Here is a 12094-nt window from a genome sequence, read left to right on the forward strand (position 1 = left end):
AAGAGAGTGGAACAAAATCGCATTTGACGATTTTTGTCCCACTCTCTTTTTTAGTTGACACCAACGATAGCTTTATTGGTGAGTTGATTGTTGACGAAGTTGAGCGTGATTTGAGGGTTGTTTTTGCTATCAGCTCTCTCGATACCACTGACCCAGACAGCTTGCAGTTTTGTGTGTTCAGACGAAGCTGACTCAGAGTAGATGTCAGGCTGTCCGAGCAGGTCAATGGCTTGCTGGAAGGTCATATTGTCTGTGATTTTTGAGATTTTGTCCTTGGTGATGGTATTGTAGCGGATGAAGCTAAAGTTTGAGATCGAGCGTGTGATGGCGCTATCTCGCAGGAGATTGACCGTGATAGTGACTTCATCAAATTGCCAAGTATAGCCATCTAGCGTCACATCACCAGCAGGTGTCTGAAAAGTTTGAGCAGGCTCGCCAAACATGGCTTTCAATTGCTCCAAGTTTGTCCCACCAGTAAATTCAGAATCCTTGGTTCCCAGCGTGATATTATTAAAAGCAAGCCGTATGTCTTGATGTTTAGTAGGAACATCAGAGGCCGCTGTTAGGCTAGATGAGCTTGTTTGTGATTTGTCTTGTTTTTGAGGGGCGCAGGCGACAAGTCCTAGCCCTAACACACATAACAGTGTGAATTGACCTAATTTTTTCATACTATTTCCCTCTTTTATACGATTCCTTTTATACTACTATTATACCATAAGTCAGCAAAAAGCGCAGAAGCGATTTCTTTTTATTTTCTAATATAAAACAAAAAGCCCCATCCTAAAGAGGCTCTTTCCTATGAATTTAAAAAATGAAAAACAGGCTAATTGCTTTAATGGAGCCGGTGGGGATCGAACCCACGTCCAAACACCTGCCAACATATTCATCTACAACCATAGGCTATGTATTGATTTAACCAAAGAGCGACACATAGCTCAAGCCTTCCTTTAGCGAGCCTATCAATCTCTTTTTAGCCAGCTAGGCAATGACTAAACGTAGTTTGCTCATCAATAAGACCTTCAAACAAACGCAAACAATCTGTAGAAAGTCACGCAGGCTGGTGTTTAGGCAGCTACTGCGTAAGAAGTGTTATTTTTTGCAGTTATATTTAACTGGCAATTTTACATCTGCTGATGAGTTGCCGAATATGCCTCATAATGCCTGTCGAATCCAAAACGACCCCAGAAACATTAACTCATTTAGTATATCAAAGGAGATAACAGAAAGCAAGTAAAAAGCGTTTAATCTCTAAAAGTTTCTTTTTGATGGTTGCTCACTAATTGGCAATTTCTTTTTCTTGTGTCCAAAATAGCTCTATAGGATGTGATAATGATTAGAAAAAGATTGACATAGCGTTTTCTTTCTGGTAGGGTGGTAGGTAGCTATTTTTTTGTATGGCTATCCATAGTCTAACTGGCATGTTAAGGAGGTAATCATCATTATGTCAGCTTTTGGTTTACTAATCGCACTTATTCCAGCAATTGGCTGGGGGATTCAGCCCTTGATTTTGAAAAAGATTGGTGGAACACCTGTCAACAGTATGTTGGGGTTTGGGATTGGTGCAACCGTTATTGGAGTCATCGTGCAGCTCGTGAGTCATCCGAGCGGTCTGTCAAGCACAGCTTTACTACTCAGTTTCATCTCTGGGATGTTCTGGGTTATCGGTCAAGCTGGGCAAGTGTCTAGCTATGACGTGATTGGTGTTTCAAAAACAATGCCAATCTCAACAGGTCTGCAATTGCTTGGGACATCTATCATCGGTGTTTTAGCTTTTGGGGAATGGTCTAGTTGGACGTCTAAAATCTTTGGTTTTTTAGCGATTGCGCTCTTGATTTTCGGAGCTTATCTGACCTCGCTTGAGCCAAAAGGCGCTAGCAACAAGCCGACTCATCTAGCAAAAGGGGTACAGATTTTAGCCTTCACTAGCTTCGGTTACTGGTTTTACAGTGCTGTGCCTAAAATAGTCAATGCAGACGGCTTGTCTATGTTTCTACCGCAAATGCTTGGTGTTTTAGTCGGGTCTGTTCTTTACGCTAGCTTCAAAGAGCGCCAAGCTTTCAAGGCAAAAGAAAGCTGGCAATGTGCTGGTGTTGGGATTATTTTTGGGATTTCGTCATTAGCTTACATCTTCTCAGCTAAGTTAAACGGCGTGACACTCGCCTTTATCCTCACGCAGCTCAATGTCATCCTCTCTACACTAGGTGGCATTTACATTCTCAAAGAAACCAAGCCAAAACGTGAGCTTTTCCTCACTTATCTAGGACTTGTCATTATCGTGCTTGCAAGCGTGATGACGATTTTCCTATGATAGCCACAAAACTCTCCAGACGGGGAGTTTTGTGGTGTTATAATAAGGACAGGACTATTTGTTTGGGAAATATTAGCAAGGAGAGAAAATGTATAATCAAGTAGAGAGTGTCAATGGCAGAAAACTAGCTTATTGTCGGAGTAGCGATTGGCAGGATGAGGTGATTGTCTTTTTTCATGGCTTTGTAGGGTCAAAGGATTATTGTTTAGAGGCTGGTAGTTGCTGTCTAGTTTCTTTTGAGCGCTTTGGGATTGGGCAATCGCAGGTAGTGCCTTACTACAGCATGGAGGATTTTCTCGAGTATGTTCATGAGATTTTACAAAGGCATAAGGTAAGATCTGTCAAACTCATCGGACATAGTGCAGGAGGTTACTATGCTCAGCTTTTTGCACAGCATTTTTCTGATATGGTCACGTCACTGACCTTGGTGAGTAGCATGATCCCCATCAACTCTCCTGCGACAAAGAAAATCATAGACCCTAGCTGGAAATGGACAGTTTTTTGACCTTAAAGTGTAAAGCGCTTTCTAAGTTCTATTTTAAACGCATGGCAAAAGCCATCGCAAATCACTATGACAAGCAGCTCCAGCACAATCTAGCGACTCTGTCTGAGACAGAAAGGCAACTTATCAAGGAAAATCATGATGTGATAAAATCGGCAGTTCTAAACGCTGTGGCAAATGATGGTCTAGGTATCTACTACGACGCCTAAGCTCTTTGTCAGAAGCGAGATGAGCTCAAAATCCCCAATCATATCCCAGTCTATCTTTGGCATGGGACAAAGGATGAAACTGTTCCCCTCTCCTATGTAGACTACTTTGAAAGCCACTATCCTGTCACCAAAAGGCATATCCTTGATGACCTAGGACACATGCTTTATCTGGTGCATCGGCAGGAGATTGTGCGTGAGCTGGGATGTCATGATGACAAATGAAAGGGATAGGAGTAGGTGAGCACAGTGAAGTTTGGATTTTCTTATATAGGGTTGATTTATCTGATAATGCTAGCGCTGCCAAATATAATATGGACAAAACACCAACCAAAGGGCTATCAAGAATATGCGAGCAGGGAAAATAAAGCGCTTCAATTATTGGAGCGAGTTGGACAACTTGCAGTCTTTGGTCTTGTTCTGATTTTTAAGGACTTTAATATGAGAGTATGGTCAGGCTGGTCGTGCTGGCTGATTCTATCCTTTTTTTAATGCTCCTTTATGAAGTTTACTGGATTCGCTATTTTAGAAGTTCAAAAACAATGGCGGACTTTTACAAGAGTTTACTGGGGATTTCTGTGCCAGGAGCAACCTTGCCAGTAGTTGCCTTCTTTTTACTTGGCGTATACGGGAGAAATCCCTACCTAATACTTGCGGTCATTATACTAGGTATCGGTCATACGGGGATTCATCTAGCACACTGGAGGGAGATGCAAGACAAAAAGAATTGATGACGCTATCAAGCAAGCGCTTTCTATGTTTTCTTACGAATAGTCTAGTAGGAGGTGGTGTGATGTTAGTGGCACATGATAGTGATAATCAACTGGTGACGGTGCTGGATAGGATTCCAGAGAAACGGGATTTTTCTGTCCTGCCTGCAAGCAACCTGTTAGGCTTAAGATGGGCAAGGTCATGCGGACGCATTTTGCGCATATTAGTTTGGAAGCTTGCCAGTTTTACAGTGAGAACGAATCAGCAGAGCACCTAGGCTTAAAAGCTGAGCTTTACAAGGAGGTATCTAAAGGTGCAAAAGTAGAGATAGAGCATGTCCTAGAGGAGATTGGTCAGATTGCTGATGTTTTTGTAGGTGAGCGCTTAGCGCTTGAAGTGCAGTGCAGTCGTCTGTCTGAAAAACGGCTCATAGAGCGTAGCCAAGCCTATCAGAGGGCAGGCATTCATGTCCTGTGGTTGCTGGGGGAAAAGCTGTGGTTGGGCAAGAAAATCTCGCCCTTGCAAGAACAGTTTTTACAGTTTTCCAAAAATGTGGGCTTTTACTATATGGAGCTTGACCACAAACAACGCCTTATACGGCTCAAATACCTCATCTACCAAGATCTGTTCTTTTGACGAGGATGTGTTGTCTTTTTTGCGTCTGCCCTACAAAGCACAGGCAGTCAGTAGCTACAGTGTCAAACAGAACGAAGAGATTCTGACCTATATCCAGCGTCAGCTCTACAATGGCAATCGTTATTGGCTAAAAGAGCAGGAAAAAGCTTACCTTTCTGGTGGCAATCTCTTAGGGCAACCAGCGTCTGCCTTTTTCCCGCAGGTGAAACCTTTTGATAGCCACAAACTCAGTCTTGTCACAGAAGATTTGACCTGGTTTTATCAAGTTTTTTACAAATATTATTAAAAGCTAGGTTCAAGCGCTGTTCAAACGCTTTATTCGCCAGCATTTTATGGTACAATAAAGGAAAACTAAAGCTTAAGGAGAGAAGAAATGTCAGATAACCGACAAGCGATTGATGAGAAGTACCAATGGGACTTGACCACTGTCTTTGAGAGTGACGAGGCGTGGGAGCAAGAAATGATGGAGCTGTCAGCTACTATTGATGAGGCAAAGAGCTGTGCTGGGCACCTTTTGGACTCAAGTGAGAGCCTGAGAGATATTACTGACTTAGAGTTAGCTTTGTCTCGCCGCCTAGAGAAAGCTTACGTCTATGCGTCTATGAAAAACGACCAAGATACGACGGTCGCCAAATACCAAGAGTTCCAAGCCAAGGCAGCAGCGCTCTATGCCAAGTTCAGCGAGACCTTTTCTTTTTACGAGCCAGAGTTTATGGCGCTTGATGCGGCTACCTATGCGCAATTTTTAGAGGAAACGCCCGACTTGAAGCGCTACAGCTATTTCTTTGAAAAGCTCTTTAAACGCCAAGAGCATGTGCTGACTCAAGCAGAAGAAGAGCTTTTAGCAGGTGCTAGTGAGATTTTCAACGCAAGTAGTGAAATCTTTGAAATCCTAGACAATGCTGACATTGTCTTTCCAGTTGTCAAGGGCGATGAGGGAAAGGATGTCCAGCTCAGTCATGGTAATTTCATCAGTCTCATGGAGTCAAAAGACCGCAAGACTAGAAAAGCTGCCTACGAAGGACTCTACAGTGTCTATGAGCAGTATCAGCACACCTATGCCAAGACCCTACAAACTAATGTCAAGGTGCATAATTTTGACGCACGTGTGCACAAGTACAGCTCAGCAAGACAAGCTGCGTTAGCTAGCAATTTTATCCCAGAGAGTGTCTATGACACGCTCCTTGAGACGGTTAATGAACACTTGCCACTTCTTCATCGCTATGTGGCGCTACGTCAAAAAGTGTTGGGTCTTGATGATTTGAAGATGTACGACCTCTACACGCCACTGTCTGAGATGGATATGGCTTATAGCTACGAGGACGCACTTGAAAAAGCGCAGGAAGTGCTGGCTATTTTTGGTGAGGATTACCTCAAAGAGGTCAAGCGTGCCTTTAGTGAGCGCTGGATTGATGTCAAGGTCAATAAAGGCAAACGCTCAGGCGCCTACTCTGGTGGCTCTTACGACACCAACGCTTTTATGCTCCTTAATTGGCAGGACACGCTAGATAATCTCTTCACCCTTGTCCATGAGACAGGACACAGCATTCACTCGACTTTTACGAGAAGCAATCAACCGTACGTGTACGGTGATTACAGCATTTTCCTAGCGGAAATTGCTTCGACGACCAATGAAAATATCTTGACAGAAACGCTGTTAAAAGAGGAAACAGATCCGAAAAAACGCTTTGCTATTTTAAACCATTACCTAGATGGCTTTAAAGGCACAGTCTTTCGTCAAACGCAGTTTGCCGAGTTTGAGCAGGCGATTCATAAGGCAGACCAAGACGGTATTGTCTTAACTAGCGAGTATATCAACACGCTCTATGCTGATTTCAACGAGAAATACTATGGTCTCAAAAAAGAGGATAATCATTTCATCCAGTACGAGTGGGCGAGAATCCCGCATTTCTACTATAACTACTATGTCTTTCAATATGCGACAGGCTTTGCAGCAGCTAGCTATTTAGCTGAGCGCATTGTCCATGGTGAAGAAGCCGATAAAGAGTCTTATCTCAATTACCTCAAAGCTGGTAACTCCGACTATCCGCTTAATGTCATCAAAAAAGCAGGCGTGGATATGGAAAGTAAAGACTACCTCATAGCAGCCTTCAAGGTCTTTGAAGAACGTTTAGCTGAGCTTGAAAAGCTTGTCGAAGCAGGCGCTCATCTCTAATCTAAAAAACGCCCTTAGCAATCTAAGGGTGTTTTTAGACGGTGTGAGATAGTTTGTAAATCAAATCATTGTCCAAAAAGTCTGAAAATGTTACAATACTAACCATAACTAGAAAGGGGAGAAGAGTATGGATGTCTTTGTTATTGGGAGTACTGGTCGTGTTGCGACTAGTTTGATACGTCAGCTAACAGCAGAAGGGCACACGGTCAGAGCTGCAGCGAGAAATCCTGAAAAGGTGATAAAACTTAGTGGTGTAGAGCCTGTCGCCTTTGATTTACACGCTTCAGTAGAGGAGATGAAGCAGCTCATGGCAGGAGCAGATGCTGTTCTTTTTGTAGCGGGTTCACGAGGGCGTGATTTGTTGCAGACGGATGCTTTTGGGGCGGTGAAAACCATGCAAGCAGCAGATAGTCTTGGCATTAAGCGCTATGTTTTACTGAGTTCACTCTATGCGCTGGAGCCAGACAAATGGTCACACCCTAATCTCAGTAAGATTATGGATTACAATGTTGCCAAGTTCTTTGCGGACTACTACCTAGTGACTAATACCAAGCTTGACTATACTATCGTACAGCCTGGTAATCTCGCTGAAAAAGAGGGGACAGGCATGATTACAGTTACCAATGATGCTTATGGCAGCATTGCTATAGAGGATGTGGCAGCTGTACTTGCTGAGAGTCTTAAAATACCAGAGACAATTGGTAAGGTCGTTAAGATTGTCGAGGGCACTACCCCTATCCAAAAAGCGCTGGAGGAATTGTGATACATGACCAAGCTATCTGTCTTAAACTTAGTTCCTGTCCGTCAAGGACATAGTTACCAAGAAACCATTACTGAGATGAAGCGCTTAGCCCAACGTGTCGAGGAGTTGGGTTATCATCGTTACTGGATTGGTGAGCACCATAACACCAAGCTTTTTGCCTGCTCTTCAACGCCACTTCTCATCCAAGAAGCCCTGTCTGCGACCAAGACTATTCGTGTAGGGTCTGGTGGTATCATGCTTCCTAATCACAACCCCTATATGCTTGCTGAGCAGTTTGGGACGCTGGCAGCACTCTACCCCAATCGTCTAGATTTAGGACTTGGACGTGCACCGGGGACGGATACGGAGACGGCACAGTCTTTACGTCGCAAGACCTTGGATGACGAAGAGCATTTTAAAAATGACATCCTAGAATTACGCTCTTACCTTGAAGGGACAAATACGGTCCACGCTTATCCTGGTGAAGGTCAAGATATTCCTTTTTACATCTTAGGTTCAAGTACAAAAAGTGCTCTTTTAGCAGCGCAACTAGGGCTTCCTTATGTGTTTGCAGGGCACTTTGCTCCGCAAATGATGGAAGAGGCGTTGAGCCTTTACCGTCTGCGCTTTCAACCGTCAAAATACCTAGAGCAACCTTACGCTGCTCTAGGTGCTAACGTCATCATGGCAGACACGCAAAAAGAAGCAGACTACCTAGCCACCACGCAAACACAAGCTTTTGTTGACATCGTGACGGGGCAACCAAGAAACCTTTGCCCGCCTGTCAAGGACAGCGAGACGGTTTGGAAAAATCTCTCCGACTCTAAGCACGCTCCGCATTTTGGACCAGTTGCTTTTAGCCAAGACACCTTTATCAGCCAAGAAAAGAAAATCGTTGAGCGCATATCAGAGCTCACTCTTATCGGCGACAAAAAGAGTGTCTACAGTCAATTGCTAGCGCTTAAAATGCGTGTCCCAATTGACGAATTGATAGTAGCGACTTATATTTATGATGAAACCGCACAGCACCACTCCTTTGAACTTCTCGCTGAGTTGGCAAAGGAAAAGGCGATTTAAGTAAAGTAAGAAAGGTGATTATGACAGCATTTATTTGGGATTTGGATGGGACCTTGATTGACTCTTATGAAGCCATCATAGAGGCGCTCGAGGTGACTTATAGAGCTTTTGATTTTCAGGATTGGGACAAAGAAGCTATTCATGCTTATATCCTAAAAGAGTCTGTAGGGCAGCTTTTGGAGAAAAAAGCTGGGGAAACGGGTACTTCTTTAGCGCAGCTAAAAGCCTTTTTCAACGACGAGCAGACCAAGCGTGATGATAAAATCGAGCTCTTGCCGTTTAGCAAAGAAGCGCTAGCTTTTGCAGACAAAGAAGGTATCCAGCAGTTTATGTACACGCACAAGGGGGCGAGTACGCAGGCTGTTTTAGAGGACTTGGGTATTAAGAGTTATTTCACCGAGATTTTGACGGGCGTTTCTGGCTTTGAGCGTAAACCTCATCCAGAGGGCATTTACTATCTCATGGACAAATACAAGCTCAATCCTCATGACACCTACTACATCGGCGACCGTAAGCTAGATGTCGAGGTGGCAAAAAATGCTGGCATTTGCTCGATTAACCTCACTCAAGAGAGCAGTCCTATCAATCAAAAAATCCAAGATTTACGAGTTCTTGAGACCTTATTTGGCAAATAATGAAAAAATCATCGGAAACGGTGATTTTTCTGTTGACAAAAAAGTCTTAGGATATATAACAACTAAAGATAAAAAATATCCTAGGAAATGAGGTAAGGAGAATGACAACAATCGTAATGTTAGGTGGAAATGGCTATATCGGACGTCATACAACTATGAAATGGCTGGAAAAAGACAGCACAGCGCAGTTTTACGTGCTCTCACGCTCTGGTAAAAACAGCTTGGTTGACCCACGCGTGCATACGCTAAAGGCAGGTGTGTCTGACTATGAGTCTGTTAAGAGTGTCTTGCCAGACAAGGTCGACTATATCGTGGACTTTGTCGGATGCCCAGAAAAAGACCCAGAAGTCTTTAAGCAGGTCAATAACAAACCTGCAGAGGTCATGCAAAAAATCGCTGAAGAAAAAGGAGCGAAGGCTATGGGATTTATCGGCGGAACCTTTGGTCCAAAATCCTTTGCCAATGGGAAAAAAGCCATCATGCAGGAACTTAAAAAGAGTTCAGTCCGCCTAGAAGTGGTAGAGCCAACGGTCGTTTACGGAGCAGATCGCAATGACGCTATCAGTAAAATGGTGCCACTCTTGAAAGTGTTCGGCAGGATTTCACAGAGATTGCCTTTGAGGAGACATCGTCAGGCACCAAGGTCACTTGGACTATTGACGTTGACGTCCCGCTTCCTCTGCTGAATAAGCTGATGACGAGCTTTGCTGGGCAAATGGCAAAGACGCTTTATCGGACGATTTTAAAGGCTGGTAAGAAGGAGCTGGAACATGAAGGTAAATAAAAGCGTTGAGCAGGGGGTCTATGTGCTTCTGATGATGGCACTGTAAAAAGACCACGCCCCTGTCAAGAGCCATGTGCTCAGCCAGATTTTAGGGGTATCTGACTCCTATCTCAAAAAGATTTTGATGAAGCTAGGAAAAGCGCAGCTGGTCGTCTCCAGTGCCAATAAGCACGGAGGCTACAGGCTAGATCGTCCTATCACTGATGTGAGCCTAGCGGATGTCCTGATGGCGCTAGATGATGACAAGGCCATTACTTTTAAGCACTTGTCGCAGGCAATATTTGATGACAAACAGCATGTCAAAGAAGGTGAGGACAAGATTTTAAAAGCACTAGAAGCAGGTCGGACAGCTTTCTATCAAGAAGCCAGCAAGCTCAAATTCTCTGAGCTTCTACACGAGTACGCCTATGAGTCTGGTGTTTTTGACTGGGAAAAGCGCCTAGATGAAGCTGATTAGCCAAGTGTTTCCTTTTTTGATATAATGTAATCTATGGTCAAATCATATTCAAAAAATGCAAATCATAACATGCGCCGTCCTGTGGTCAAAGAGGAAATTGTCAGCTTCATGCGGGAGCGCCAGCAGCAAAATACCGGCTTTCTAGCGGAGCTAGAGGCTTTTGCTAAGCAAGAAAATATCCCTATCATTCCGCACGAAACGGTGGCTTATTTTCGTTTGTTACTGCAGACCTTGCAGCCTAAAAACATCCTTGAAATCGGGACTGCCATCGGTTTTTCAGCCCTTTTGATGGCAGATAATGCACCAAATGCGCACATCACAACAATTGACCGCAATTCTGAGATGATTGCCTTTGCCAAGGAAAACTTTACCAAGTATGATACTAGACAGCAAATCACCTTGCTGGAAGGCGATGCGGCAGAAGTGCTGGGTGAGCTAGAGGGGGCTTATGACTTTGTTTTCATGGACTCTGCCAAGTCCAAGTACATTATCTTTTTGCCAGAAATTCTAAAGCGCATGCCTGTTGGTGGTGTACTAGTGCTTGATGATATTTTCCAAGGTGGAGATGTGGCAAAGCCTATCCTTGAGGTGCGTAGAGGTCAGCGGACTATTTACCGAGGTTTGCAGCGTTTGTTTGACGCTACTTTGGACAATCCTGACCTGACAGCGTCTCTTGTGCCACTGGGAGATGGACTGCTCATTCTGCGCAAAAACAAAGAGGACGTTATTCTACCAGAAAATTAAGCATGTTTTAAGAAATTATGTTATAATAAGTAAGATTAGTGTATGTTATTACTAATACACGCTTGCATCTTATCGATTAAGGAGACATATCTAACAATGAAAAAAAGCCGTAAAATCGCAGCTGGTCTCGTAACCTTATTGTCCGTAGCTACACTTGCAGCCTGCTCATCGTCATCAAAAGATTCATCTGTTATCACGATGAAAGGTGACACGATTACTGTTTCAGACGTCTACAATCAAGTCAAAAACAATTCAGCAACACAACAAGCTGTGCTCACATTGACACTTCAACGTGTGCTTCAAGACCAATACGGTGACAAGGTCAGCGATAAAAAAGTCAGCGAAGCTTACAATAAAGTCGCTGAACAATACGGAACTTACTTCTCTGCCATCCTTGCGCAACAAGGTTTGACAACAGAAACCTACAAGCAACAACTGCGTGTGCAATTGCTAGTTGAAGCAGCAGTAGATGCCGTAGCGAAAAAGGAATTAACCACTAAAAACTACAAAGCCGCTTTCAAGAACTATGTGCCTGACACTAAGATTGAAGTTATCAAGCTTGATTCAGAAGACACAGCCAAGTCAGTCCTTGAAGAAGCTAAAAAAGACGGTGCGGATTTTGCAAGTATCGCAAAAGAAAAGACCACTGCGTCTGACAAAAAATACAAATACACTGTCAATTCAGCAACGACAAGCTCCACCTTGCCATCAGCTGTATTGAGCGCTGCCTTGTCACAAGACGTGAACAGTGTGTCTGATGTCATCACTGATACTGGCTCAAGCAGTTCATCTTACTATATCGTCAAAGTGACAGGTCGTGAGACGAAGAAATCAAACTGGAAAGATTATAAGAGCCAGTTGAAACAAGTCATCTTGAACGAGAAGAAATCTGACCAAAGCTTCCAAAACCAAGTCATCTCAAATGCACTTAAGAAAGCTAACGTTAAGGTGAAAGATTCTGCCTTTAGCAGTATCATGTCTGCTTACATCAACAACAGTTCAAGCAGTTCATCATCTTCATCAAGTTCTTCAAGCGAAGCAAGTTCAGAAGATAGCTCAACAGAAGAAAGCAGCTCAGCTTTTGAGTAATCAGACTTTCACTTGACCTAAGACCTA

Annotated in this window: 12 protein-coding genes, 1 other RNA gene and 2 pseudogenes; 13 read left to right on the forward strand and 2 right to left on the reverse strand. The window is 43.6% G+C overall.

Features of this window, described 5'->3' with window-relative positions; all coding sequences use genetic code 11:
* Positions 1-50: 50 nt before the first annotated feature.
* A complete protein-coding gene (locus AALA56_RS02315; RefSeq protein ID WP_369908587.1) occupies positions 51-668 on the reverse strand; it encodes a DUF3862 domain-containing protein in 618 nt (205 codons plus the stop codon).
* 165 nt (positions 669-833) lie between these two features.
* Positions 834-1183, reverse strand: a transfer-messenger RNA (tmRNA) gene (gene ssrA / locus AALA56_RS02320).
* Positions 1184-1441: 258 nt separating this feature from the next.
* Here ssrA and AALA56_RS02325 point away from each other — a divergent pair.
* The 13 genes and pseudogenes from AALA56_RS02325 (at position 1442) to AALA56_RS02385 (ending at position 12067) form a co-directional block, all read left to right on the forward strand.
* A complete protein-coding gene (locus AALA56_RS02325; protein WP_369908588.1) occupies positions 1442-2308 on the forward strand; it encodes a GRP family sugar transporter in 867 nt (288 codons plus the stop codon).
* 88 nt (positions 2309-2396) lie between these two features.
* A complete protein-coding gene (locus tag AALA56_RS02330; protein WP_369908589.1) occupies positions 2397-2813 on the forward strand; it encodes an alpha/beta fold hydrolase in 417 nt (138 codons plus the stop codon).
* Positions 2810-3019, forward strand: coding sequence for a hypothetical protein (locus tag AALA56_RS02335; protein ID WP_369908590.1), 210 nt, complete (start codon positions 2810-2812; stop codon positions 3017-3019). The genes AALA56_RS02330 and AALA56_RS02335 overlap by 4 nt, the downstream gene beginning before the upstream one ends.
* 446 nt (positions 3020-3465) lie before the next feature.
* Positions 3466-3747 carry a hypothetical protein gene (locus AALA56_RS02340; RefSeq protein WP_369908591.1) on the forward strand — a complete coding sequence of 94 codons (282 nt, stop codon included), beginning with the start codon at positions 3466-3468 and terminating at the stop codon, positions 3745-3747.
* A gap of 62 nt (positions 3748-3809) precedes the next feature.
* A pseudogene (locus AALA56_RS02345) lies at positions 3810-4718 on the forward strand (competence protein CoiA).
* Between the two features lie 18 nt (positions 4719-4736).
* Positions 4737-6539: an oligoendopeptidase F gene (pepF, locus tag AALA56_RS02350; protein ID WP_369908592.1), complete on the forward strand. Its 1803-nt coding sequence runs from the start codon at positions 4737-4739 to the stop codon at positions 6537-6539.
* Positions 6540-6666: 127 nt separating this feature from the next.
* The gene (locus tag AALA56_RS02355; RefSeq protein WP_369908593.1) at positions 6667-7302 is read left to right on the forward strand and encodes an NAD(P)H-binding protein; all 636 of its coding nucleotides are present in this window, start codon (positions 6667-6669) and stop codon (positions 7300-7302) included.
* Between the two features lie 3 nt (positions 7303-7305).
* Positions 7306-8358, forward strand: coding sequence for an LLM class flavin-dependent oxidoreductase (locus tag AALA56_RS02360; protein ID WP_369908594.1), 1053 nt, complete (start codon positions 7306-7308; stop codon positions 8356-8358).
* 14 nt (positions 8359-8372) lie between these two features.
* The gene (locus AALA56_RS02365; RefSeq protein WP_369908595.1) at positions 8373-8993 is read left to right on the forward strand and encodes an HAD-IA family hydrolase; all 621 of its coding nucleotides are present in this window, start codon (positions 8373-8375) and stop codon (positions 8991-8993) included.
* Between the two features lie 101 nt (positions 8994-9094).
* A complete protein-coding gene (locus tag AALA56_RS02370; RefSeq protein WP_369908596.1) occupies positions 9095-9679 on the forward strand; it encodes an NAD-dependent epimerase/dehydratase family protein in 585 nt (194 codons plus the stop codon).
* A 162-nt stretch (positions 9680-9841) separates the two neighbouring features.
* Positions 9842-10234, forward strand: a pseudogene (locus tag AALA56_RS02375) (RrF2 family transcriptional regulator); the annotation flags it as partial.
* Between the two features lie 33 nt (positions 10235-10267).
* Complete coding sequence (locus tag AALA56_RS02380) at positions 10268-10978, forward strand: O-methyltransferase (RefSeq protein WP_369908597.1); 711 nt, start codon at positions 10268-10270, stop codon at positions 10976-10978.
* Between the two features lie 96 nt (positions 10979-11074).
* The gene (locus AALA56_RS02385; protein ID WP_369908598.1) at positions 11075-12067 is read left to right on the forward strand and encodes a foldase PrsA; all 993 of its coding nucleotides are present in this window, start codon (positions 11075-11077) and stop codon (positions 12065-12067) included.
* The last annotated feature ends 27 nt before the right edge of the window (positions 12068-12094 follow it).

This window comes from Streptococcus hyointestinalis (genome assembly GCF_041225505.1).
GTDB lineage: Bacteria > Bacillota > Bacilli > Lactobacillales > Streptococcaceae > Streptococcus > Streptococcus hyointestinalis_B.